We start from the raw sequence: 22,762 nt of genomic DNA, 5'->3' as shown, positions 1-22,762 counted from the left end.
TTTCTGATTATTCCGACTGACGTTTTTCGATTCCCCCACAGCGACTTATTATTACACTGATACAAATTCTATGAAAGACCTTGCGACCCTAAAAGAGATGATGCTGCGCGGCGGCGACTTCCGATCTGAGCACGAGACTGAGGTGTTCGGCACCGAAATGACGCTGGTGTTCAAGCCGGTTCCGGACGAGAACTACTTTCCTGTTCTCGGGGTGCTCGATGCGAAGCTCGGCCTCTCAGAAGATGAGGCTATGGAGGAGATCGAGACGGCACTTGACGAGGTTGATGGAGATGCCGCAAAGGTGGATCTCTCGCAATTCGATGGGGAGTTTATTGGACTCTTGAAGCGACTCTGTCGGCTCGGGATCGACCCGGAGGGGATGGACGGTGACGAGGAAATGTTAGACGAGATGTTCGGCGCTCCTGCGTGTCTCGACGAGGAGCGACCCCCGACGTTCGGTGGGTACGTCCTTGAGTGGGGATTCGAGATTATGGACGTGACGGGCAACCTCCGTGATGCGAAGCAGTTTCGCGGAGGACGGAACCGCTCTTGAACACCTGTTTCTGATCGAGTTAGGGATTCCCCTCCCCGGTGTGTCCGATCAGGGCGATTTGACCGCGTTTCAGCGTATGTCGCTGTATGAGGCAGCGCGGGTTCGGAGTGAGAAGGAACGCGAGCAGGTCGAAAAGGAGCGAGAGGCGGCCCCCGATGTTGGTGGTCGACCGAACGCGGGTGCGCTTGCGAGGGGTGGTGGGACCGTAACTGAACACCGGCATTTCACGAACGCGAGCGAGAAGACCGGGAAGTCCCCGGAGCAACTGATAGAGGAACACAAAGAGCGAAATGGCTGATTTTGACGCGGTTGAGATTGTTGTCGAGATCATCAATCGGGCTGACGATGAGCTTGATAAGATTGATCGGAAATTTCAGGAGTTGAAGGCGAAGCACAGCAATCTCGACTTTAATCTCGACATTAACGATGGCGGGTCTATTGCGCGGACCAATCACCGTCTGAATCACTTGGCTCGTGGACGGGTCGCTCCGATCTATGCAATGTATATGGGCGGAAACGTCCCCGACTTCGGTGATTTGGGTGGGGGCGGTGGCGGGAGCGGTCCTCCTGCATTACCGGGTCGGAGTGTTCCTGCGCTCCCGCCTGCGCCTGAGATACCTGCGCTGATGGGCGATACGGCCCCGCTTAGCTTCCGAGAGCGCGTGGCGGCGACTCGGTGGTACGTTGGGCAAATGCGTGGGCAGTCTCGGTCGTTCGTTCAGTCGATCTTCCGAATGGCTCGCGTTGACGGTGAGATGGACAGGATCTTTGCGAAGTCTCTGATTCCATCGTACCACCAACTCGTCACGATTATCGCGGCGCTCGTTCCGATGCTGATTGCGCTGGCGGTACAGGCATTCGGTGTTGCTGCTGCCTTCGCTGCAGTCGGTGTCGCTGGCGCGGGGATGTTCGGGCTTGGTCTGCTTGGACAGGCTGATACGCTCGAAGGCTCGCTTGCTCGATCCCGACAGCTCTTAGGTGAGTTTCGGGACGAGTTGTATGCGACCTTCCGCCCTGCCGCGACCCTTTTCGCTCCAATCAGTGAATCCGCGCTCGCAAGTGGGGCGACGTTCTTCCAACCGCTCGCGGATGCGTCACGTAATCTCATCGTCTTTGAGGATTCTGCGGCGTCTGCGTTCCGTGGCCTGATCGAGTGGGCGGCTGCGGCACTGGTCGCGATGGCCGAGTACGAACCGATGATTGAGCGTCTGGCGAGTACGTTCGGTGGGCCTGTCGGTAACGCGATTATCGACTTCTTCCGCTTCATTACGACGGAAGCGTACGAAAACCAAGACCTGCTGATGCGACTCGGTAGTGCGTTCGTGATGATCCTCGGGATTATCTACAACGCGTCGGCGTTGATCGCCCGATTGGTGACAGCGTTCAACCCGGTGATTCAGGTCATTGCGTACATCATCGATCTGCTCAATTCTCGGTGGGGCGCGGCGTTCACGGCGGCGGCGATTGCGGCACTCTCGCTTCAGGGTGTCTTAATCGGGTTGTCTACGGCCGCTGCGTTCCTGAGTGGTTTGGTCGGTAACATCAGTGGACTTGCGCTGGCGTTCGGTGCGGCGACTGGTGCGGCGGCGTTCTTTGCGACGACCGCTCCGACTTCTCCGCAGTACAACGACGCGGTAGGTCCGACCGGGCTGTCCGGGAGTGGAACCACGGTGAACAATACGGTTGTCGTTCAGGGCGACGTGTCGCAAAAGCACATCCGCGAATGGGAGATGATGTGGGACGATAAGTACGGCGAGGAGCAGTCGTTTGAGTCCGGTATGTCGGGGACGAGCTTCTAATGCCGGTCCCGCAGATCAAGATGGGTCGGTTCAGCCTACGCGGTGAATCTCACATCTTCGCCCCGTCGATCTATCCGACTGAGATTGTTGTCTCGAAGGAGCGGACGAAGGCGCGGAATGAGAATCTCTGCGAAGGTGAGACGGTCGATGATACGGGGTCGAAGAACCGCGAGATCCTCGTGACGGGGAAGATCCTGCGCTCGGAGCTTCAGGCGTTCGACGATCTCCTCGATGATGGAACTGAATTTGATATGCTCGCTGACGAGTGGGTCGGCGAGGTTGAGGTTCTCGACGGCGAATATCGCGGAGCCGGGCTTGATATGTATAGATTCAAGCTCAATCTGATTTCGACTGGCCGCGACGAGGGCGGCTACACGGGCAACGGGATTCTCTCTCGTGGCTCTGCGGCTCCGACTGCGGAAACGATCGATTGGCGCTACTTCAACTCAACTGACTTGTAAAAATGGCCTGTACATTCTCTGACGCGGAACTACGCTTCACCAATACGGGGGTTCGTATTCGCGTCTATGACATTCAGTACCGCGAAACCTCAGGACAGTACAAGTTCGCGCAGGTTCGTGTACACCGAGAGGCAGGCGAGTTTGTTGATTCCTTGCTGAGTGCGGTCGAACCAGTTGAGGTGTGGATGGACGGAAAGCGGCTGTTCAGAATGGCAGCCGACGCGGAGTCTGTCTCACTTGGGCCCAATACCTCGAAGCGGGCGACGATCGGGCTTCGTGATCCTCGGGTTGTCCTTGAGCGAGGGACGATCGATCTACTGATTGAAGAGATCACGCTTCGGGAAGTCGTCGAACTATACATCCTGCCAACGATTCGGACGGTGGATACGGAGGGCGTCATTCAGGGCGTCAAGTACACGGATTCGGAGGTCGACGACACAATGACCGTCGCCTACGACTCGTGGGCGAAGAAGATTGCTCGGCGGGTTCTCCCCCGCCAGTCTGAATTTGCACTGCCGGAGTGGTGGGAGCTACTTGCGACTCCGACAGCGACGAAGGAGATTAAGGAGGCACAGGTCAACGCGGCCGAGGAGATTTTCCGGTGGAGTCTCGGCGCGGCTGAGTGGGCGCTTGGCCTTCGGAATCGAAAGGGTGGCTTCGACGTGGAGGGCGCGACTCCGGCTGAGGCGATTCAGGCGGTCGCGGATACCTTTGAGATCGAGACGTGGGTGGACGACGACGGCTACCTGTGGTTCGGGCACTCGCAGTTTTCGGCTCAACCGATCATTGTAGGCGAGCAGGGTGGTGATTTGGTGATGAGCGATTATTCGGTTATCACGGAGAAATCACCGGTCACGCAGGTCAAGGTTGAGGGCCGCTATCGAATCTTCGAGATACCGTTTACGGGCATCGGGAGCGACTATTTCCGTGTTCGATCTCACTCCGTATGGAACGGAAAGGGCAACGGGAAGTCACTGTTCCTCTCCCCGAAGAACGTCAAATCCATCGGCGAGGTTGAGATGATTGCACAGTCGGCGCTACTACAACGGCTTATCAGATCGAAGCAGGGGACGATTGCGATAAACGGGACGCAGACAGCACCGTGGTCGGATCTGACCGCACACGACGTTTCGCTTGGCGACCACATCTACGTGATCCCGAATGAGAGCGAGTGCGGGCCTGATGTTCCGGCGGGCGTTTTCGCTGTGCAAGGACTAACTCACGAAATCAATCCCACGGTAGGGTGGAGTCTTCGGATCAATGTCGGCAAGCTCGTCGACCCGTCGTTGATCGAGACAACATCGCTGATCACGTCGCCGGAGATTGACGGATGGGTTGACGCTGAAGAGTTCTACGAGGCTACGAATGGAAGATACGCCGGAGAGTGAATGAAGCAGCGTAATGCCCCGAGGGTGGGGATTGTTTCAAGCTCTCGAATCGAGGGCGGCCGGGTCGTTGTTGACGTTATGTTTGACCGACCGGGCGCGTCCAAATCGTCGATCCCGTTCTTTCAGCCCTTCGCAGGTGGGATCATTACCCCGAACGAGGGCGATCACGTTCAGGTCTATCGGCTCAACGATCAGTCCTACGTGGCTATGTTTCCCCTGAATGGGAGTCAGTACGCGCCGACAGACGTAGGACCCGGCGAGCTTGCGTTTTCGTTTGACGCGGACACGCTTGTTCGGGTTAAGCGACGAGGAGATGGGAAGTTCGATGTGTCGGTTGCGGCGTCGGGCGACGTGAATATCTCAGGCGAGTCGGTGCTGATCAATGGGATCGATTTCGAGCAACACGCGCACGCGTACACGGACGATGGTGCACAGAACGTGACGGGGACACCGCAGTAAGTTATGATTGATTTTCAAGTAGACGAATATCTCGATCTTGTATTCTCTGAGGATACGGGCGACGTGGGGACGACAACCGGAGTTGACCTTCAGAATCAGCGATTTCGGGTAGCGGTAACGGCGGTGTTTGATTCACTGATCGGGACGATTGACCGAGACTCGCTCCTTCAGCAACTCGATTTGAAAGCGAATCGGATTTCTCGTGAGCTTGAGTTTGTTGATGAGGTATCGGAGGTGACGGCGTACCCTGATTTTGAGCAGGAGAACAAGTATATCGTTGAGTTGGTCTACACGACCGGCGAGACGGAAGCGGTTGAATTAGAAGGATAAATGGGAGCGATTGTAGACGGCAGATTCGTTAGCGACAGCGTTGAGGCCGTCCTTGACACGATGGTTGCCGATTTGGAAGCACAGATCGGTGACGACGTACCGGACGACATTTCTTCGATTGCCCGGACACTGTACCTTCCGTGGGCCGAGCGAATTGTTGAACTTCAGAACGATCTCGGGCTTGTTCTCGACTCGGCACAGATCGATAATGCGACCGCTGAGGCACTCGACTTTCTGACGGCGCTGATTGGTGTTCCGCGCCGACAGTCTGTGCGCGCTACGGGGGTAGTAACATTCTCACGGTCTAATGCGGCGACTCAGGACTATCAGGTGCGGAAAGGCGTGCGGCTACAGACCAGCGGGTCGAATCCGATTGTCTACCGGACGACGGAGAAAGTCACGCTTACGTCCGGGAATAGTTCGGTCGACGCGAAGATCGAGGCTGAGGTAGGCGGCGTCGACGGGAACGTTGGCGCTGGTAAGATCACGGTGTTCGTTGACGACGTGAGCGGCGTTGAGGAGGCAACCAACGCGGCGGCGACTGACGGTGGGCGCGACCGTGAGTCCGACGAAGAGTTGCGCGAGCGCGCGAAGGAAAATCTGACTACGGGTTCTCGGGCGTCGGCATCAGGGCTAATCTCTGCGCTCCGTGCGATTCCGGCGGTGAAGTCTGTGAGCATTTTCCTCAACGATCAGAACGACCCGAATGGGGACGGGCAACCCGCACACTCGTTTGAGTTGGTCGTTGAGACGGAGGACGGTACGGACCTCGACGACAGGATTGCACAGGCGATTATGGATACGAAGGCCGCTGGCGACACCTCTTCGAGTGGTGTCTATGGGACCGCTGCGTCTGGCGTGGCAACGCTGATCAACGGCCAGACGTTCACGATTGGGTTTTCTGAGCCGGTGTCGGTGCAAATCTACGTGGATCTCGATCTTCAGGTGACTGAGGAATACGCTGGCGACGATGCAGTCCGTGACAACGTGGTTCAGTACATTGGCGGGGTGCTGTCATCGGGGAACAATGACGACGGCCGCCTTTCCGTTGGTGACGATGTTATCTTCGGGTCGGTTGAATACGCGATTCGTGACACGCCGGGTGTGTACGACGTTACTTCGCTGACGATCAATGGGGACGCAGTACCGACCGGGACTGATACCTCGAACATTCCGGTGTCGTTGGGCGAAAAGGCGACGGCGGATGCGACTGACGGCTCGATTGCGATTACGACGACGGTGGTGACGCCGTGAGTTCTGAAGAGATTTCGCAGTTAGCCGCTGGCCTTCCGGGGTGGTTCCCGAAGAGTCCACAGACGAACAACTACAAGGTACTCGTCGCGGTGGGCAACTCGGCGGCAGATCGTGTTGCTGAAATCGCTGACGTTCAGGACGCTGTTCGGGTTCAGGATGCAGATACGATTGAGCAGCTTGCGGAGTTGGCAACGCCGGTCGGAGTAACGCACCGAGAGAACGAGCCGATCGAGACGTTCCGGACGCGAATTATTGCGGCGTATCAGGCACTCACGTCTGAGGGGACGGCGAACGATCTGATTGTTCGGGCGGCTACGTTGCTCGATGTGTCACCGGAGTCGATCTCGTACGCTGATTCTGCTGAGGCAGGCGTGATTGTGCTCTCGGTTCCGGGACAGGCGGTTAATGATCTGAGTATTTCTGTCTCGGAGTTTGTGAATATTCTCTCGGATCTGATTTCGGCGGGGTACCGGCTCGAATCGACGACGCTCGGCACGCTTGAATATATCTCTCCGGCAGAGTACGACAGCGGGACGTACAATACATCGGCGGGGTATGACGGTCTTGATATAAACGATGATCCGATCGGATCTGGCGGAACGTATTCTGGTATTCTACGATAATGACGACGTACAATTCGCAGTTGATTGAGTGGGGAGATGCAGGTCAAGTTTGGCCGACGGGGTACAGCTATCAGAAGGATGTGCCGCCGGTTGATGCGTACGACAACTTCGGAATGTCGAATCTGATTGACGATGTGCTACACCTCGTCGATCTCACGAACGGGCGGCTTGATTCGTCTGTCGCAGGTTTACGGCCGAACAACCCCACGAATGGTGAGTTGCTTTGGAATACTGGTGGCTCGGAGTCAATTCTTGAAGTCTATGACGCGGACTTTGACGCGTGGAGACGTGTTGGGACGGAGGCGGAGCTTACGGCTCACACGTCCGATATGACGAATCCGCACAATGTGACGTTCACGCAGGTCGGCGCGATTGAGGATGCTGCGGGGACGGTTTCCGTTTCTCACCTTGATTTTGACCCGGCGACTCAGGCCGAACTTGATTCGCATACGGGTAACACGTCGAACCCCCACGGAGTGACTGCCGCGCAAGTCGGCTCGTACACGACCGCACAGACTGATTCAAATTTTGCTTCTGCTGGTCACAATCACGACTCGCGGTACTACACGCAGTCAGCGTCTGATTCTCGGTTTGTTAGAAAATTGGACGGTGCGAGTATTCCGAGCTACGCGTCCACAGGAGACGTTCCTTCGGGAATTACCGCTGGTGAATTGGTGTATATCGACGGCGATGGGCTGTACCTTGAGGATGGAAACTGATGGTTTTGAATAAAATTTCGACGTTTCAGGAGGTAAAGGATTGGGTGAACGCAAACGCGATTATTTCTTCTCCTATCTATGGAGACGGATCTGACGGTGATCTCAATTTCACGGCTGACGGTACCCTCTCGGGCCTACACTTTGTCAAATCCTTCAACGTTGACGCGGGCGTAACGGTCACGCTCACCGGGCCGACGATGATCTATTGCCAGCGCACAGCAAACATCGATGGCACGATTAATGGTACGTCTCAAGGAGGTTCCGGTGGATTTGGTGGTTCCGGTGGTCGAGCAGGTCACTACAGTACAGACCCGGAAGGTGGAGATCCCGGAACTGACGGTCAAACTGCTCGATACATTCCCGGTGGTCCCGGTGGAAACGGAGGCGGGGGTGGCGAAGGTGGTGGCAGCGGTGGAAGTGGGGGAACAGCTACCGCAACAGAGGCCGCTGCTGTAGACGATTTCCGTCTTTTCCCAAGCACCGAATTTGACAACTTCCGCACTCTCATTGCGAGTTTCATAACAGGTGCCGGTGGCGGTGGCGGCGGGGGTGGTGGTGGTGGCGACCACGCGAGCGGAAATACCGGATACGAAGGGGGTAGGGGAGGAGACGGCGGTGATGGTGGAGATGGCGGTGAAGGTATCATTATTATCGCTACCAAGTTGACCGGAAATGGATCTATCATTTCTCAAGGAACAGATGGAACGGATGGTTCTGACGGTGGAAACGGTCGGTACAGAAGTGGGTGGAACGACTACTCCGGAAACGGTGGGGGCGGGGGTGGCGGCGGTGGCGGTGCTGGCGGAATGGTTGTGACACTTGCCGGATTGTCTACTGCTAACTTGTCTGTGAACCTTTCCGGCGGCTTCGGTGGGGTAGGCGGTGTGAAAGGTACAGGTGGTCGAGGAGGAGGAGACGGCCAAGATGGTCCCGATGGGGAAGACGGTACGTACATCGACCTCTCGATCGCTGGTCTGTGATTTTTTTGCTAACTGAATTGATCGACGAACACTCTACTTGGTGCGAAAATGAATCTACCTGAGATAATTGTAATCGGTGATTTTGAGCTGCTGTTTGTCGGACTTGCGCTCGGCGCGGGGATGCCGAAGGCGGCTCGGAAGATTGTGGCGCGAAAATACGGTGTGGGTGGCGGGGAATCTGTGAAGTCGGATGAGCAGCGCAAATAGCACCATTGTTCACGAATTGCCACGCCTCAGATTGCGTCGTGTTGGCGCTTTGGTCGGGTCCGAATGGTTTTGGTCGTACCTTGGTTTGCCATCAGAAAGCTCTGAGAGGCGCGAGGTTTGGATATGAGAAATGGCGTATTTTGGGGAATTGAGGCTCCTAATCTTTGATTATGAAACGAAATAGTCGGTGTCCGAATTGTGGGAGTCAAGTGACGGTGACGAGTCGCGGGTGGGTGTGTCGAAGCTGTGGGTCAGTACGATTTGGGAGGTAGATGCGACAAGCCAAACCGATGAGGAGGAGAGGTTGCTTCGTAGGTCCACGGGTGAATCAACCAGTAAAAATATTGTTTAGTTTACAGTCAAGCTTGGATCAATCATTCAGTTCTACACGGCTCACAGCCCCATTAGGCAGTTGGTTTTGGCCCTCTTCCCTCAGCGATCGGCCGTATTCCGTATCAAGTTGCTTCACGTACTCAATTTCCTCTTCACTCAAATCGAACATCGGGCCGAATAATTCATCGACCTGATCCACTAGGGGCTTCAACTCAGCCACACCTTGGATCTCTCCACTGACGTTGATCTCCGGGTGGAAACGTTCCTCGATACCTGTCCAAAGCTCACCAGCTAATTTCTCAATCTTTTCTTCATTCTCCCTCAGAGCTTCCATATTCGGGAACGGGAATGAGCGAACAAGCTTCCAAGAAACGTGCTGCTGATCACCATAGGTCATCCAGTGATTATAAAACAGGGATGACTGCATCAACAAGAACGTCGTATACCGTTCCAGTTCAGAATTGAAATGCATCGGCTTGGTCTCTCTCGACCTGTCTTCCTCACTCCAAAGACTCTCCAACAGTGGGTTAATCCAGTACCGAGCACCTTCTTTCCTCCAAACTTTGTGCTCCGTCTTTTCATCCACTTCCTTATCACGGATCGTGGTACCAGAGGCGTCGGATAACTTCTCTAATATGTTTCGAGCAATCTCCGTCCCTACTTTGGGCATCGACTTATCACTGCTTTCACCGATTGAACCGCCGCCAATGGTCTCACCGAGAACAAGGTCATCAGTCCGGTAGTAATCGATGTTCTCCAGTCTCTGCTTTCGGTCCTCATCACTGAACAGAATAAACCGACTAGTCTGAATGTCATCATCCGGCTCTTCAGATTTCTGACCTGTGATGACCGCTGCAAGAGCCTCTGAACCTGCAAATATGTACGACGGCCGCCAGCCGAAGCAGGCTATCCGCGTATCTGTCAACTTCTTATTCAAGACATCGCGGCTAACGTACGCCTTGCTGTCGTAAATAAGCCGAAGCGTGATTACGTTCCCGAAGACGCCACCATCACCGAGTAACTGCAACTGCCGTTCCAAGAATTGAGCGGCTATATCCCGAATATTTCCCGTCCGGTAACCGGCAGTGAACCGTCGTTCGATCCCGGTAACAAGGTCTCCGTACGGTGGGTTGCCGACAACGATATCGAAATCAACAGAGTACTCTGTACCGTCCTTAACGACTGCTTCAGGGAATTCCACAATCCAGTGGAAAGCTTCGTGAGAAAGTTCACCATACTCCTGCAACTCTTCCAAGTCATACGCTGTCGGCCGACGTTCCAACTCCAATTTGAATCCGTCCTCAATCAAAGACCGGAGCTCACCCATTTTCCCCCGGAGATCTTCTCCATCCAATCTTCCGCTTTTTTTGTACGCTGTGAAACCAATACTCTCCAATTTGTCACCGTCTCTATCTGAAAGATTTTCACCATCTTTACGTCGAGCTCGGGCAGCGTCTACAACCGGATAAAGAGAATCCAAATTCGCAGTCAAGTTATCGAATTTTCCGGTGGTTTCCACTTCATCCTCAAAATAGTGGTTAAGGTTCTCAGCGTAGAACTGACGGATTTCAGGTCGGAGATCATCAATTCGCGTGTCCAATTCTCGTCGATTGATTTGTCCCTCTCTATACTTATCACGGACATTTTGAATTCCGCTTAAATCAACATCGAAAGCCTGTAACATCGACTGACCGCTGCTAATAGCCGGAAGGCCAACTAGGGAGTTCCCCGGCACGATGTTCACGTCGATATTTGGTAATCGACCGAACTCCTCTCTCCAACCTTCCTCTACCATTTTAAGCCAGACACGGAGCTTCGCAATTTCAATCGCGATTGGATTCACGTCCACTCCGTAGATCGTGTTCAAAACTAGGTCTTTCTTCGCTGAATACACGTCTTTTTCATCCAAATTGTCGCCTTTCATACCTCTTAGCAACGACATCCTGACACGGTGGATTTCGTCCAAGACAGCAGTGAGGAAGTGACCTGATCCGCAGGCAGGGTCAACGATTTTCAGTTTACCCAACCGATCGTACGCCTCTTCAAGTGCTTCTGGATCTGTAAAGTATCCTTGACGTTGCTCAATTTCCCGAAGCATCTCTCCGAGATCGTAGTCACCGACAAGCTCTCGGGCCTGACCCTCATCCATATTTGAGGCTGAAGCAACACGGCTGCTGTACGTATCGACGAGAATTTCGTAGATTTTTGGATCAACCGATTGCTCGGTGATCAACCTGATAACATCGCTTGGGGTGTAATATGCGCCCTCTTTTTTTTGCGATTGTCCACCGCTAATATGGTTAATCGTCATCTCGAAGACGTTCCCGAGGACGGACGGATCTAAAGTGTGGTTCCCGTTATTTTCGCTTAGCTCGTGACCTTCCACTAAGTCTTGAACAACAGTTTCCAGCATCCGGTCATCAACATCATATCCTCGTTCTTCCTTTTCAGGTGCGAACAGGCTTCCATTCAAATATGGAACTTCGTCAAACCAGCCACCACGATGCTTGGAGATTCGGTCGTCTTCTTCGGTATTGAACAGACTGAAGAACAGTGGTTCTAGCTGTGATTTGTATAAGCCCCCTCCAAACCGGTCTACCTTCTCTTGAGCGTCTTGGAAGTTGTTCACACGTTTGTTGAGAAAGCTATCAGGTATGACATCTCCTTCTAGGAACTTGACAAAGAGTAGTCTGTTCACTAGTTTGATAGCGAATTTTCTTTTGTCCGTTTCAGTTGCACCTTCAGGAGCTTGGATGTCGTCAAGAAGCGTTGTATCATAACTGTAGCTACCGGAACCTTCACCGAACAGAAGTTCAACGTAGAGATCATAGAACTCCTCAATTCCGGCTTTCTTTTTCGACCGGATGATTCTCGGCGCTTCCTGTGTCAGAAGTGTGTTGAAATCTTCCCGGTTGAATGTCTCGTAGAATAACTCCGCTTTTGCTTCTATGTCAACTTCGGAAACTCCAGATTGAGCTATGTAATTTTTCTCATTGGCAATATGAAGGAGTTCCTGACGGAAATTGATTGGTGTTGGATCAACAGCTGTGTAGTCCAAGTAGTCACCTCCGAGTTCGATCCGGAGCACGGTCCAGATAATGCCGTCTGTGGCAATACCGTACTCCGCTCCTTGTGACGCCGCCCGGTTGTTCAGGTACTGTTCGATGTCGTCTTCTGCTTCATCTGACCCGTTTAGCGACTTGTCCTCACCTATTACCTTTACGTCGAGATTGGTTATACCGAAGTCGGGATAGCCTTGTCCTCCACCGTGGATCTCTGGCTCCCATTCTAGGTCTACTGCGTCGATAAGTGGGCGGATCAGGTGGTGTCGAATCCACGGTTCTGGCTGACTTCCGAGCTCTGCTGTAACTGGTCTGTAATCTCCCCTCAGAGTTTGTTCTAGTTTCTGAGGTTCAAGCTTCTCGTTGAGATCGTCGACGAAATCTTCTAGGATAGAACATATTTTATCTGAACGCGACATTGATATTTCACTTGTTGACTGGCCGGGACTTAACGGCTTCCTCTGAAATGAGACCCCTATAGTGTTCGAGATACAGAGCGCATATCTTGGAAATTTGGACAGGTTAAAATTGGATTTACTTGAAATACTTATTCAATTCAGGTTAGTCACGCAAATAGATTGTACCACGTTTTTTTCAACCACAAAATCAGGCGATTCATCTTAGAAGTCGGAGGATAGGTTTCCCAACGCTTGACGACTCGTTCTATATCTGAGTACCTGCTATCATCCATATCATCTTTGTATCGTTCGTAGAAATCCTTGACGTCTTCACCTCCTAAATCGTACACTTCTTTCTCCCTCGCCTTCTTCCGATTGAGGAGGTAACAGAGATAATCGAACTCTTTCAACTTCTCTTTCTTTATAATCTCCAAGTCCTGTTCGATCTGTTCTTCATCTCTCTCGCTACTGTTGTAATTAGCTATTTCTATATTCAGATTACCAATATCCTGAAAGACGCTATGTAGCATATCCATTTGGCGAGACCGCTTATCTCGGAGGAGTGAAAGAGTGGAGATTATCAACGCCGAAGTGGCTACAATAGCTTCCCAATATTGACCAACAGTACCAACGAAATCGAACGACATCAGTTCCCGTCTGAAGCGTCTGAGATGAGCTGATCCAGTTTGTCGTTAGCTTCCGAGGAGTCTAACGCCTTTTCGATCGGTTGTTTTCCTTTTTTGATCCTATTATTATTTGATGTGACGAAGTAGTAATCAGATTCAGATGTTTTTATATACAGCCAACTGTGCTCAGCGGAAAATCCAACATTCTGTACATTTTTTAACGATATTCTGTTGATATCACGTTCATCACTGATTGTTGCCATATACTTCTGTTTATCTTTTAATATATAAAAATTGTCGGACTGACGTTACCGGTCTGTTATGTAGTATCGGCCGAAGGCTTAACTACATCTGCACATCGGACTGTGTATGGCGTCAATCACTTACGAAACGCCTGATGGAATCGAAACGAAAGAAGATGTTTCGGTCAGCTACGACGAAGAAGAACAACACTACACCATCCAAGAAGATAATTCAGAGATGGAGACTCTGATTCCGAGAGAACGGGTTTATTCTGTTGAACAGGAACAAATTCAGGGGGGCGGGACTACTTTTCCTACATAGCCGTCAGCAGATAAACAGTACCAGAACTATTATTTGATAGACAAGAATAGCCCCCGTATGGGTACTGAAGATACACAGGCTGAAGCCACCCAACAATCAACAGAAACGGGAAACCGGGAACCTTCCGGTCGATTAATCTCTGCATTTATCGGTTCTATCGCGGCATTTTTCCTCGGGTGGCTTCCGTTCTTAGGACCAGTCATAGGTGGGGGGATCTCGGGCTACCTACGAGGTAAGAACAACAGGGAAAGTTCACTTACAGGGTTTTTCGCTACGGTGATCGCTTCTATCCCATTCATTCTATTCGCTATATTCGGAGTCTTCGCGCAGGTTTTAGAAGGGACTATTGGCTCGTTCATTGGTTGGATGTTTGCGGTCGTGATCTCTATGATCTATTTCTACGGCTGTGGGACAATAGGCGGGTATATCGGTGCTGAGTTCTCAAATAGGGCTGAGCCTGAAATATAGACGTGCCAACTGTACTCACATTTCAACCCCGAGTGATCATTTAGCGCGCTCGACTTGCTTTTCGATTGGCTCGTTATGCTCGGGACAGGTGTCGGGCAACTCGTCAATTTCGGTCGCGCCGAGCCAACAACTGCATTGGTATTTAGCGTCTATAAGGGGAAGATTCATTTGTGGCGAGAGCTATATTGAGGGTAGAAGTTCTGAGGGCTTAGTTTTTGGGGGTTTACCGGGCACTGAAGGGAGGGAAAGAAAGGTATTTGAACGGTCGGACCGGACGTGGAGAACAGAGAGACGTCGTGTTCGAGAACGAATCCCGCCCCGCCGTCGTCCGCGACGAACGGGTCGACGTCGAGGGCGCAGACGGATTCGCGGGCGCGACGCGGCTCGATTTCGAGTGATACTATGCAGGGACAAGCCCAACAGCAGGCATACGACCGTGGAATCACGATCTTCTCGCCCGACGGTCGCCTCTACCAGGTGGAGTACGCCCGGGAGGCGGTGAAGCGAGGGACCGCGAGCGTCGGGGTCCGAACAGCCGAGGGAGTCGTCCTCGCGGCCGACAAGCGCTCGCGCTCTCCGCTCATGGAGCCGACGAGCGTCGAGAAGATCCACAAGGCCGACGACCACGCCGGGATCGCCTCGGCGGGCCACGTCGCCGACGCCCGACAGCTCATCGACTTCGCGCGGCGACAGGCGCAGGTCAACCGGCTCCGCTACGGCGAGGCGGTCGGCATCGAGACGCTGACGAAGAACGTCACCGACCACATCCAGCAGTACACCCAGGTCGGCGGCGCGCGCCCGTTCGGCGTCGCGCTGCTCATCGGCGGCGTCGAGAACGGCGAACCGCGCCTCTACGAGACCGACCCCTCGGGGACGCCCTACGAGTGGAAGGCCGTCTCGATCGGCGCGGACCGGAGCGACCTCCAGGAACACCTCGAAGAGAACTACGAGGACGACCTGACGCTCGATGAGGGCGTCGGACTGGCGCTCCGGACCATCGCTTCGGCGAACGACGACGAACTCGCCGCCGACGGCGTCGACGTCGCGACGATCACCACCGAATCGGAGGCGTTCGTCGAACTCACGAACGACGAGATATCGACCTACATCGCCGACAACGACCTCGAACCGTCCGAGGAGGACGACGAGGACGGCGACGACGAATAATCGACTCCCCGCTATTTTTACGGTATCGTACCGACGGCCCGACCGTTTCGATCACACCCGCCGTTTCGGGTCATCACCCTGAATTTACGGCTCTCGGGTCCGTCCGAGGCAGGACGTCGGCTGTGGGGAACAGTGAGCACGCTACGGGCGACCCGCGCCGTCGTGACCCCGCGGCCGATCCCGATCCGCGCGTGAGTCGGACGTGTCTACTCGGTATCAGTACTCCTCGTAGGCGAGGTTCATCAGCCACTGGGAGAACGCGTCGCTGTTGTGGTTGACCTCCTCCTCGCCGATGAACGGCGACAGCATATCGCCCGCCATCAGAAGCGAGAAGTCCAGATCGCGCGGCGCGGGTTCGAGGTGGTAGGTGTTGTGACCGTCGTAGACCGTCTTCTCACGTTCGATGAGGCCGAGGTCCGCGAGCTTCTCGGCGATTCGACTCCCCTTTCGCGAGGAGATGTCGAGTTCCTTCCAGAAGTCGCTCTGGTGGATGCCACCCGTCTCTCGGATGAGTTCCAGTGCTTCGAGTTCGTCCCCCGAGAGGTCTGCTTCGGCAGCGCCTGCGCTCATACACCCCACGAGGCTCGCGAGTCGTTTAAATTTGGCTTTCGACCGGCCGGAACGCGGTCTCACACGGCGGGCCGTCGGCGAACCGGAAGTCGGCGTCGCCGTCGTCGTAGAGCGTGAGAAGCGAGGACGACCGCGTGCCGAACCCCCGCTCGGGGTTGTGAATACAGACGCCGTACTCGTGGTCTCCGAGGACGTCGGCGGCGCGATCGCGCCAGTCCGACGCGGATTCGCCGGGACGCGGGATCAGCTCCTCGCGGACGCGTTCGGCGTTTTCGGCCTGTTCGCCCGCCCGTTCCGGACGCGCCGAGTCGAGAGACTCGCCGTTCACGCCGACGTTCACGACGACGTGGACGCCCGGTTCGAGTTCGCGAACGCGGAGGTCGCCGTCCCACTCGAAGAGGTACGCGGCCGGTTCGTCTCGACCGCTGACCGCCCGCTCGGCGACGACGAGGTTGAACCCGTCGTAGGTGTCCGTCGCGACGGCGTCTTCGATCAGTTCGCGGGCCTCGACGGAACTCTCGGTCTGCAGGACGTCCCGAACCAGCAGTCCCCGTGAGCGCTCGCCGCCGTCGGGGACGTCCACCCAGCGGTTCGTGATCCCGGCGAAGACGCCCGCCTCGTTGTAGCCGATCCACGTGCCCCCGGCCGCGGCGTCGCGCGGCGCGACGAACGACGGGTCGCCCCCCCGGACGGCGGGGGGTTCCGACTCACGGTCCAGCAGCTCGTCGCGGTTGGCCGCGACGACGACCGGCGCGTCCTCGAAGATCCGCCAGGCGAGTGTCAGTGTGCACACGGGCCGTCTTTGGGTCGGCGACGAAATATACTCTCGGCCGGCGGCGATCGCGAACCCTCGATCGGGGGGCTTCGACCGCCGAGAATCGGGGGACCGTTCAAGAGGGTGCCGAACGAAAGGCGAGTCGAGATGTACGAGCACGTACTCGTTCCCACCGACGGCAGCGACGGCACGATGCAGGCGCTCGAACACGCACTCGACATCGCGTCGACGCGGGAGGCGACGATCCACGCGCTCTCGGTCGTCGACAGGCGACTCTACCTGGCCGCGGGCGAGGACCAGAAGGAGGAACTCAAAGAGACGATGCAGGCGGACGCGCAGACGGCGGTCGACCGCGTCGCCGACGCGGCGGCCGAGGCCGGCGTCGAGTGCACGACGACGGTTCGCGACGGGATCCCCTATCGGGCGATCCTCGAGTACGCCGACGAGAACGGGATGGACCTGATCGTGATGGGAACGCACGGTCGCTCCGGCCGTGACAAACTCGCGAACCTCGGCAGCGTCACAGAGCGCGTCGTCGAGAACACCGACACGCCGATCATGGTCGTCCGGATGACCGACGAGTAGCCGGTCCCGCACGCTTTGCCCCCCTCCCGACGTGGATTTATATACGATTACGGGACCACACCCGGCGTGATCTGAGAGTCGCCCCGCGTCGGGCCGCGGTCGTTCGGCGCGTCGACGCGGGGGAGTCGGCCGCGACGCGATTGGCCCCGTGGGGGTCGATTGCGACGTCGCCGTCGTCCGAGCGGGCGCCGACTGTTCGCCTTTCGCCAGTCAGTAGCCTCGCGGCCGCGACGAACCTGGTGCCGATTGCCTCCCCTCACTCGGTCGTCTCTGAAGTCGCGTGAGACTCGCGCTGCTCGTCTCACTAACTTTCGGCACTCCCGTCAGTCGTGACGGAAACACCGCGTCACGCTGCCGCGAGCTTCCGGCACGCCCTCGCTTCGCTCAGTCGTGACGGAAACACCGCCGCCCGGTGAACACCATCGGAATCCCGCGCTCGTCGCAGGCGGCGACGACGTCCTCGTCGTTCACCGAGCCACCGGGCTGGATGACGGCCTCGACGCCGGACTCGGCGGCCTCCTCGACGGCGTCGGGGAACGGGAAGAAGGCGTCGGAGGCCATCACCGCGCCCTCCGCGCTCTTGCCCTCGGCGTCCGATTCGGCCTTCATCGCGGCCAGTTTGACGGCGTCGACCCTGGAGACCTGGCCCATCCCGACGCCGACGGTCTCGGTTCCCTCGGCGAACACGATGCCGTTCGACTTGACGTGTTTCAGCACCTTCCAGGCGAACAGCATCGTCTCTAACTGTTCCTCTGTCGGCTCGGTCTCGGTGACGACCTCGACGTCGTCGCGGGTCGGCGCCCAGAGGTCGCGCTCCTGGACGAGTCGGCCGCCGACGAGCGGCTTCTCCGTCAGTCGGTCCGTCCGATCGTCCAGGTCGCCGACGTCGAGGACGCGCAGGTCGTCCTTCTCACAGAGGACGTCGAGCGCGGCGTCCGTGTAGCCCGGCGCGACGACGACCTCCTTGAACGAGTCGACGATCTCTTCGGCCGTCGCGGCGTCGCACGCGCGGTTCAGCGCGACGATGCCCCCGAAGGCGCTCATCGGGTCGGTCGCGAGCGCGTCGACGTAGGCCTGAGACAGGGTATCGGCCGTCGCACAGCCCGCGGGGTTCGTGTGTTTGATCACCGCCGCGGCCGGCTCGTCGAACTCCTTGATGAGGTTCAACGCGGCGTCGGCGTCGTTGTAGTTGTTGTACGACAGCCCCTTCGCGCCCTCGTTCAACTGCGGCGCGTCGACGACGCTCGCCTCGTCGGTGGCCGCGTCGGCGTAGACCGCGGCGTCCTGATGGGGGTTCTCGCCGTAGCGGAGTTCCGCGGATCGGTCGTCGGAGATGACGCGCCGCTCCGGGAAGTCGCCGCCGTCGTCGCCGTCGACGGACACCGTGAGTTCCGAGCCCTCGTCGGTCTCGCGCTCGTCGACGCGGAGTCGACCCTGAGCGAACCACCGCACGGCGCGCGGATACGCGGTGAACTCCGCGTCGTGGAGCACGCGGGTCTTCAGCGAGTCGGCGTCGTCGTCGGCGTAGACGGGCACCGACTCCTGGGTCACGATCGGCCCCGCGTCGACCTCCTCGGTGACGACGTGGACGGTACAGCCCGTGACGCTGACGCCGGCGTCGAGGACCTGCTCGTGGGCGTCGTCGCCGGGGAACGCGGGGAGCAAGGAGGGGTGGACGTTGAGCGTCGTCGGCGTCGCGTCCAGAAACGTCTCCGTGAGGACGCGCATATAGCCGTCCAGACAGACGAGGTCGAAGTCGTAACTGGACAGGGCGTCGAGGATTCGCCGCTCGTGGGACTCCCGCGACTCGCCGTCCGCTCGCGGGACGACCTCCGTCGGGATGCCGCGCTCCGTCGCGGCGTCGAGGATCGGGGCTCCCTCGTGGTTCGCGAGGACGACCGCGAGTTCCGCACCGCCGGGGCGCCTGTCGTCGATGTGTCGGAGATTCCGTCCGCGATTGCTCGCCAGGCCGGCAACCTTGGTCATACTCGTGGGCCCTCGCGCAGACAGTAAGTCAGTTGCGGTCTCACCGACGGTGGTATGCACTATTGCGGATATCTCCGTGGATATCCACCCTCGGATGCCCTCGAAATATGCACGGGAGTGTGATACGTCGGCTCCGACCATCGACACGCTTTTTTAGCGCACAGCGGAGAGTCCGCGTATGGACGACCTCTCCCGTTCCGATCCGCTCGCGGCGGTCTCGCCGCTGGACGGCCGGTACGCCGGTCGCACCGAACCCCTCGTCCCGTACGCCAGCGAGGCGGCGCTGATGCGGGCGCGACTCCGCGTCGAGGTGGAATACCTGCTCGCGCTGGCCGACCTCGATGCGGTCGCGCTGTCGCTCTCGGAGACCGAACGCGACGACCTCCGCGCGGTCGTCGGGGACTTCGACGGCGACGACGCCCGGCTCGTCAAACGCCTGGAGACCGAGGGCGCGGCGGGCTTCAACGCGACCAACCACGACGTGAAGGCCGTCGAGTACTTCCTGCGGACCGAGACAGACGAACGGGTCCACCCGTGGATCCACTTCGGACTCACTTCGGAGGACGTGAACAACCTCGCGCACCGGCTCCTCGCGAAGCCGGCCGTCGAGGACGTCCTGGTGCCCGCGCTCGGCGACGTCCGCGACGAACTCGTCGATCTCGCCCACGAGTACCGGGACACGCCGATGCTCGCGCGGACGCACGGCCAGCCCGCGACGCCGACGACGTTCGGCAAGGAGATGGCCGTCTACGCGGCGCGTCTCGGGACCGCGATAGGCCGCGTCGTCGACGCCGCCGACGGCCTCTCGGGGAAACTCGCCGGCGCGTCCGGGACGTATGCGGCCCACGTCGCGGCCTATCCCGACGTCGACTGGCGCGCGTTCTCCCGCTCGTTCGTCTCCGACCTGGGACTGGAACACACCGCCCTCTCGACGCAGGTGAACCCCTGCGACGACCTCGCGACGCTGTTCGACGCGCTCCGCGGCGTCAACAACGTTCTCCTCGACCTCGATCGCGACGTCTGGCTCTACGTCTCCGATCGCTACCTCGGCCAGGAGGCCGAAGAGGGCGAGACGGGCTCTTCGACGATGCCGCACAAGGTGAACCCGATCGACTTCGAGAACAGCGAGGGAAACCTCTCGAAGGCCAACTCGGACCTGACGTTCCTCGCGGACTACGTCACCACCTCGCGGCTCCAGCGGGACCTCTCGGACTCGACGGTGAAGCGGAACGTCGGCGCCGCGTTCGCTCACTGCCTGATCGGATACGGCAAGACCGAGACCGGGTTGGGGAAGGTCGTCCCCAACGAGGTCGTGATGCGCGAGGAACTGGAGGCCCGCCCGGAACTCATCGGCGAGGCCGTCCAGACGATTCTCCGCCGCGAGGGCGACACCGAGGCCTACGAGCGAGTCAAGGCGCTCACGCGCGGTCGCGACGTGACGCTCGACGATTTCTACGACCTCTTCGACGATCTCGACGTCGACGAGCCCGTGAGAGAGGAACTCCGCTCGCTCTCGCCCGCGACGTACGTCGGCGTCGGCGACGAACTCGTCGACGAGATCGGCGAGTGAGAGCGAGCCAGTATTAACTCGGAGTAAAATAAATCTTTTATCGACGCGGCGGCTACGGGAGCGTATGCAAGCCATCGCAGTCGAGAACGGGGACGACCGGCCGGTCGTCGTCGAAGTCGAGCGGCCCGACCCCGCCCCCGGCGAAGCGCTCGTCCGAACGCTCCGCGTGGGCGTCGACGGGACCGACCACGAGGTCATCGCCGGGAGCCACGGCGGCCCGCCGGCGGGCGACGACCACCTCGTCCTCGGTCACGAGGCCGTCGGCGTCGTCGAAGACCCCGGCGACACGCGGTTCGCCGAAGGCGACGTCGTCGTTCCGACGGTCCGACGCCCCCCGAACGGCCCCAACGAGTACTTCGTGCGCGGCGAGCCCGATATGGCTCCCGAGGGCGAGTACCACGAGCGGGGCATCGTCGGCAAGCACGGGTTCATGGCCGAGTACTTCACCAGTCCCGAGGAGCATCTGGTGTCGGTCTCTCCCTCGGTCGCAGAGCGGGGGTTCCTCGTCGAACCCCTCTCGGTCGCCGAGAAGGCGCTCGAACTCGCGACCGCCTCCCGGTCGTCGTTCACGTGGGAGCCCGAATCCGCGATCGTCCTCGGAAACGGGAGCCTCGGCCTCCTGACGCTCGCGATGCTCCGGGAGCGTTCGGACTTCGACCGCCTCTACTGTCTCGGCCGCCGCGACCGTCCGGACCCGACGATAGACATCATCGAGGACCTGGGCGCGACGTACGTCGACTCCCGAGAGACGCCGGTCTCGGAGGTCGCAGACGAGCACGAACCGATGGACTTCGTCTTCGAGGCGACGGGCTACGCGAAGCACGCCTTCGAGACGATCGAGGCGCTCGCGCCGAACGGCGTCGGGGCGCTCCTCGGCGTTCCCGGACCCTGGGAGTTCGAGATCGACGGCGGCGCGCTCCACGAGGAGTTCGTGTTGCACAACAAGGCGCTCGTCGGGAGCGTCAACTCGAACGTGCGGCACTTCGAGGCGGCCGCGGAGACGCTCGGTTCGCTCCCGGAGCCGTTCCTCGACGCGCTGGTCACCGGCGTGTACGATCTCGACGGATTCGAGGCGGCGTTCGACGACGACGACACCACTATAAAAACCGCCGTCCAATTCAGCGCGTATGAAGAACGTCGATGACCTCATCGCGAGCGCCTCCGAACTCGCCGAACGCGGCCTGTCGAAAGGCGAGATCGCGGACGAACTGAACGTCTCCCGAGAGACCGCGAGTTGGCTCGTTGAGCGCAGCGGCTCCAGTTACGAGAGCGAGCCCGAACCGGTCAGTCCAACCGGCGACAGCAGCGGACCGCACGACATCCACGTCGACTGGAGCGCCGTCGGTCGCGATTCGAGTCGTCTCACGCACATCGGGCGGGCGATGGCCGACCTCCTGGTGAAAGAGGGCGAGGAGGTCGATTTGACGATCGGCATCGAGAAGGCCGGCGCACCGCTCGCGACGACCGTCTCGATGGAACTGGACACGGATCTCGGCTCCTATGCGCCCGCGAAGCACCAGTGGGAGGAGGGCGACATCGACGAGCTCGGCGGGTCGTTCTCGCGGAACTTCGCGCAGATCAGAGACCGAGAGTGCTACGTCGTCGACGACACCATCACCTCGGGGACGACGATGCGGGAGACGATCGAGTCGATTCGTGAGGAGGGCGGTGACCCCGTCGCCTGCGTCGTCATCGTCGACAAACAGGGCGTCGACGAGATCGAGGGCGTGCCGGTGTACTCGCTCATCGACGTCGTCCGCGTCGGCAGCGACTGACCGGCGCCGACTCCGAACAGCGGCGGGGGACTCCGAACCGCGCCAGCGGCCGCGCGCGCCGACGCGCTCCCACGCGGCTCGACGCAATCCCTTTCACCGACGGCCGCCTA

The 22,762-nt window shown here is 58.1% G+C and carries 24 protein-coding genes; 18 read left to right on the top strand and 6 right to left on the bottom strand.

All coding sequences use genetic code 11. The annotated features are described in order from the left end of the window. The first annotated feature begins 70 nt into the window (after window positions 1–70). From DV707_RS10695 to DV707_RS18460, 11 genes are all read left to right on the top strand, one after another. Window positions 71–553: a hypothetical protein gene (locus tag DV707_RS10695; RefSeq protein ID WP_103991714.1), complete on the top strand. Its 483-nt coding sequence runs from the start codon at window positions 71–73 to the stop codon at window positions 551–553. Between the two features lie 76 nt (window positions 554–629). After that, window positions 630–851 carry a hypothetical protein gene (locus DV707_RS10690; RefSeq protein WP_136361857.1) on the top strand — a complete coding sequence of 74 codons (222 nt, stop codon included), beginning with the start codon at window positions 630–632 and terminating at the stop codon, window positions 849–851. Beyond that, window positions 844–2,352 carry a hypothetical protein gene (locus tag DV707_RS10685; protein ID WP_136361856.1) on the top strand — a complete coding sequence of 503 codons (1,509 nt, stop codon included), beginning with the start codon at window positions 844–846 and terminating at the stop codon, window positions 2,350–2,352. The genes DV707_RS10690 and DV707_RS10685 overlap by 8 nt, the downstream gene beginning before the upstream one ends. Then, window positions 2,352–2,813, top strand: coding sequence for a hypothetical protein (locus DV707_RS10680; protein ID WP_103991717.1), 462 nt, complete (start codon window positions 2,352–2,354; stop codon window positions 2,811–2,813). The genes DV707_RS10685 and DV707_RS10680 overlap by 1 nt, the downstream gene beginning before the upstream one ends. Before the next feature lie 2 nt (window positions 2,814–2,815). Then, window positions 2,816–4,201 (top strand): hypothetical protein, encoded by a 1,386-nt coding sequence (locus DV707_RS10675; protein ID WP_103991718.1) that lies wholly within the window; start codon window positions 2,816–2,818, stop codon window positions 4,199–4,201. Continuing rightward, window positions 4,202–4,660: a hypothetical protein gene (locus DV707_RS10670; protein ID WP_103991719.1), complete on the top strand. Its 459-nt coding sequence runs from the start codon at window positions 4,202–4,204 to the stop codon at window positions 4,658–4,660. A gap of 3 nt (window positions 4,661–4,663) precedes the next feature. Next, on the top strand, window positions 4,664–4,990 hold the full coding sequence (locus tag DV707_RS10665; RefSeq protein WP_103991720.1) for a hypothetical protein: 327 nt from the start codon (window positions 4,664–4,666) through the stop codon (window positions 4,988–4,990). Then, on the top strand, window positions 4,991–6,244 hold the full coding sequence (locus tag DV707_RS10660) for a baseplate J/gp47 family protein (RefSeq protein ID WP_103991721.1): 1,254 nt from the start codon (window positions 4,991–4,993) through the stop codon (window positions 6,242–6,244). Further along, window positions 6,241–6,867: a hypothetical protein gene (locus DV707_RS10655; RefSeq protein WP_103991722.1), complete on the top strand. Its 627-nt coding sequence runs from the start codon at window positions 6,241–6,243 to the stop codon at window positions 6,865–6,867. The genes DV707_RS10660 and DV707_RS10655 overlap by 4 nt, the downstream gene beginning before the upstream one ends. Next, complete coding sequence (locus DV707_RS10650) at window positions 6,867–7,586, top strand: hypothetical protein (RefSeq protein ID WP_103991723.1); 720 nt, start codon at window positions 6,867–6,869, stop codon at window positions 7,584–7,586. The genes DV707_RS10655 and DV707_RS10650 overlap by 1 nt, the downstream gene beginning before the upstream one ends. Continuing rightward, entirely contained in the window at window positions 7,586–8,566 is a 981-nt protein-coding gene (locus DV707_RS18460; RefSeq protein WP_160113928.1) for a hypothetical protein, read from the top strand. The genes DV707_RS10650 and DV707_RS18460 overlap by 1 nt, the downstream gene beginning before the upstream one ends. 577 nt (window positions 8,567–9,143) lie before the next feature. Here DV707_RS18460 and DV707_RS10635 read toward each other — a convergent pair. The 3 genes from DV707_RS10635 to DV707_RS10625 all read right to left on the bottom strand — a co-directional run bounded on the left by DV707_RS10635 (window position 9,144) and on the right by DV707_RS10625 (window position 13,455). Further along, window positions 9,144–12,587, bottom strand: coding sequence for an Eco57I restriction-modification methylase domain-containing protein (locus DV707_RS10635; protein WP_103991726.1), 3,444 nt, complete (start codon window positions 12,585–12,587; stop codon window positions 9,144–9,146). A 146-nt stretch (window positions 12,588–12,733) separates the two neighbouring features. Further along, entirely contained in the window at window positions 12,734–13,213 is a 480-nt protein-coding gene (locus tag DV707_RS10630; RefSeq protein WP_136361855.1) for a hypothetical protein, read from the bottom strand. Further along, the gene (locus DV707_RS10625; protein WP_136361854.1) at window positions 13,213–13,455 is read right to left on the bottom strand and encodes a hypothetical protein; all 243 of its coding nucleotides are present in this window, start codon (window positions 13,453–13,455) and stop codon (window positions 13,213–13,215) included. The genes DV707_RS10630 and DV707_RS10625 overlap by 1 nt, the downstream gene beginning before the upstream one ends. Window positions 13,456–13,561: 106 nt before the next feature. Between DV707_RS10625 and DV707_RS10620 the strand changes: the two genes are divergently transcribed. The 3 genes from DV707_RS10620 (at window position 13,562) to psmA (ending at window position 15,391) form a co-directional block, all read left to right on the top strand. Beyond that, entirely contained in the window at window positions 13,562–13,756 is a 195-nt protein-coding gene (locus DV707_RS10620; protein WP_136361853.1) for a hypothetical protein, read from the top strand. A 57-nt stretch (window positions 13,757–13,813) separates the two neighbouring features. Beyond that, the gene (locus tag DV707_RS10615; protein WP_136361852.1) at window positions 13,814–14,224 is read left to right on the top strand and encodes a DUF5518 domain-containing protein; all 411 of its coding nucleotides are present in this window, start codon (window positions 13,814–13,816) and stop codon (window positions 14,222–14,224) included. A 402-nt stretch (window positions 14,225–14,626) separates the two neighbouring features. Further along, window positions 14,627–15,391: an archaeal proteasome endopeptidase complex subunit alpha gene (gene psmA, locus DV707_RS10605; protein ID WP_103991728.1), complete on the top strand. Its 765-nt coding sequence runs from the start codon at window positions 14,627–14,629 to the stop codon at window positions 15,389–15,391. Window positions 15,392–15,607: 216 nt separating this feature from the next. Here the strand turns inward: psmA and DV707_RS10600 are convergent, their stop codons facing one another. Both DV707_RS10600 and DV707_RS10595 read right to left on the bottom strand, forming a co-directional pair. Beyond that, a complete protein-coding gene (locus DV707_RS10600; protein WP_103991729.1) occupies window positions 15,608–15,961 on the bottom strand; it encodes a helix-turn-helix transcriptional regulator in 354 nt (117 codons plus the stop codon). 25 nt (window positions 15,962–15,986) lie between these two features. Beyond that, complete coding sequence (locus DV707_RS10595) at window positions 15,987–16,754, bottom strand: NRDE family protein (protein ID WP_103991730.1); 768 nt, start codon at window positions 16,752–16,754, stop codon at window positions 15,987–15,989. A gap of 129 nt (window positions 16,755–16,883) precedes the next feature. Between DV707_RS10595 and DV707_RS10590 the strand changes: the two genes are divergently transcribed. Beyond that, entirely contained in the window at window positions 16,884–17,321 is a 438-nt protein-coding gene (locus DV707_RS10590) for a universal stress protein (RefSeq protein WP_103991731.1), read from the top strand. A 384-nt stretch (window positions 17,322–17,705) separates the two neighbouring features. Here the strand turns inward: DV707_RS10590 and purH are convergent, their stop codons facing one another. After that, the gene (gene purH, locus DV707_RS10585; RefSeq protein ID WP_103991732.1) at window positions 17,706–19,307 is read right to left on the bottom strand and encodes a bifunctional phosphoribosylaminoimidazolecarboxamide formyltransferase/IMP cyclohydrolase; all 1,602 of its coding nucleotides are present in this window, start codon (window positions 19,305–19,307) and stop codon (window positions 17,706–17,708) included. 178 nt (window positions 19,308–19,485) lie between these two features. Between purH and purB the strand changes: the two genes are divergently transcribed. The 3 genes from purB (at window position 19,486) to gfcR (ending at window position 22,652) form a co-directional block, all read left to right on the top strand. Beyond that, window positions 19,486–20,877 (top strand): adenylosuccinate lyase, encoded by a 1,392-nt coding sequence (purB, locus tag DV707_RS10580; RefSeq protein ID WP_103991733.1) that lies wholly within the window; start codon window positions 19,486–19,488, stop codon window positions 20,875–20,877. 64 nt (window positions 20,878–20,941) lie between these two features. Beyond that, the gene (locus tag DV707_RS10575) at window positions 20,942–22,021 is read left to right on the top strand and encodes a glucose 1-dehydrogenase (protein WP_103991734.1); all 1,080 of its coding nucleotides are present in this window, start codon (window positions 20,942–20,944) and stop codon (window positions 22,019–22,021) included. Continuing rightward, complete coding sequence (gene gfcR / locus DV707_RS10570) at window positions 22,005–22,652, top strand: transcriptional regulator GfcR (RefSeq protein WP_103991735.1); 648 nt, start codon at window positions 22,005–22,007, stop codon at window positions 22,650–22,652. The genes DV707_RS10575 and gfcR overlap by 17 nt, the downstream gene beginning before the upstream one ends. Window positions 22,653–22,762 lie beyond the last annotated feature (110 nt).

It is taken from the genome of Halobellus limi (assembly GCF_004799685.1).
Lineage (GTDB): Archaea > Halobacteriota > Halobacteria > Halobacteriales > Haloferacaceae > Haloquadratum > Haloquadratum limi.
This window is presented reverse-complemented; position numbering and strand designations above follow the sequence as displayed.

Bases quoted from the DNA above. Each gene is read 5' to 3' on its own strand.
- DV707_RS10695 (WP_103991714.1), top strand. From the start codon at position 71: ATGAAAGACCTTGCGACCCTAAAAGAGATGATGCTGCGCGGCGGCGAC.
- DV707_RS10690 (WP_136361857.1), top strand. From the start codon at position 630: ATGTCGCTGTATGAGGCAGCGCGGGTTCGGAGTGAGAAGGAACGCGAG.
- DV707_RS10685 (WP_136361856.1), top strand. From the start codon at position 844: ATGGCTGATTTTGACGCGGTTGAGATTGTTGTCGAGATCATCAATCGG.
- DV707_RS10680 (WP_103991717.1), top strand. From the start codon at position 2,352: ATGCCGGTCCCGCAGATCAAGATGGGTCGGTTCAGCCTACGCGGTGAA.
- DV707_RS10675 (WP_103991718.1), top strand. From the start codon at position 2,816: ATGGCCTGTACATTCTCTGACGCGGAACTACGCTTCACCAATACGGGG.
- DV707_RS10670 (WP_103991719.1), top strand. From the start codon at position 4,202: ATGAAGCAGCGTAATGCCCCGAGGGTGGGGATTGTTTCAAGCTCTCGA.
- DV707_RS10665 (WP_103991720.1), top strand. From the start codon at position 4,664: ATGATTGATTTTCAAGTAGACGAATATCTCGATCTTGTATTCTCTGAG.
- DV707_RS10660 (WP_103991721.1), top strand. From the start codon at position 4,991: ATGGGAGCGATTGTAGACGGCAGATTCGTTAGCGACAGCGTTGAGGCC.
- DV707_RS10650 (WP_103991723.1), top strand. From the start codon at position 6,867: ATGACGACGTACAATTCGCAGTTGATTGAGTGGGGAGATGCAGGTCAA.
- DV707_RS18460 (WP_160113928.1), top strand. From the start codon at position 7,586: ATGGTTTTGAATAAAATTTCGACGTTTCAGGAGGTAAAGGATTGGGTG.
- DV707_RS10635 (WP_103991726.1), bottom strand. From the start codon at position 12,587: ATGTCGCGTTCAGATAAAATATGTTCTATCCTAGAAGATTTCGTCGAC.
- DV707_RS10630 (WP_136361855.1), bottom strand. From the start codon at position 13,213: ATGTCGTTCGATTTCGTTGGTACTGTTGGTCAATATTGGGAAGCTATT.
- DV707_RS10625 (WP_136361854.1), bottom strand. From the start codon at position 13,455: ATGGCAACAATCAGTGATGAACGTGATATCAACAGAATATCGTTAAAA.
- DV707_RS10620 (WP_136361853.1), top strand. From the start codon at position 13,562: ATGGCGTCAATCACTTACGAAACGCCTGATGGAATCGAAACGAAAGAA.
- DV707_RS10615 (WP_136361852.1), top strand. From the start codon at position 13,814: ATGGGTACTGAAGATACACAGGCTGAAGCCACCCAACAATCAACAGAA.
- psmA (WP_103991728.1), top strand. From the start codon at position 14,627: ATGCAGGGACAAGCCCAACAGCAGGCATACGACCGTGGAATCACGATC.
- DV707_RS10600 (WP_103991729.1), bottom strand. From the start codon at position 15,961: ATGAGCGCAGGCGCTGCCGAAGCAGACCTCTCGGGGGACGAACTCGAA.
- DV707_RS10590 (WP_103991731.1), top strand. From the start codon at position 16,884: ATGTACGAGCACGTACTCGTTCCCACCGACGGCAGCGACGGCACGATG.
- purH (WP_103991732.1), bottom strand. From the start codon at position 19,307: ATGACCAAGGTTGCCGGCCTGGCGAGCAATCGCGGACGGAATCTCCGA.
- purB (WP_103991733.1), top strand. From the start codon at position 19,486: ATGGACGACCTCTCCCGTTCCGATCCGCTCGCGGCGGTCTCGCCGCTG.
- DV707_RS10575 (WP_103991734.1), top strand. From the start codon at position 20,942: ATGCAAGCCATCGCAGTCGAGAACGGGGACGACCGGCCGGTCGTCGTC.
- gfcR (WP_103991735.1), top strand. From the start codon at position 22,005: ATGAAGAACGTCGATGACCTCATCGCGAGCGCCTCCGAACTCGCCGAA.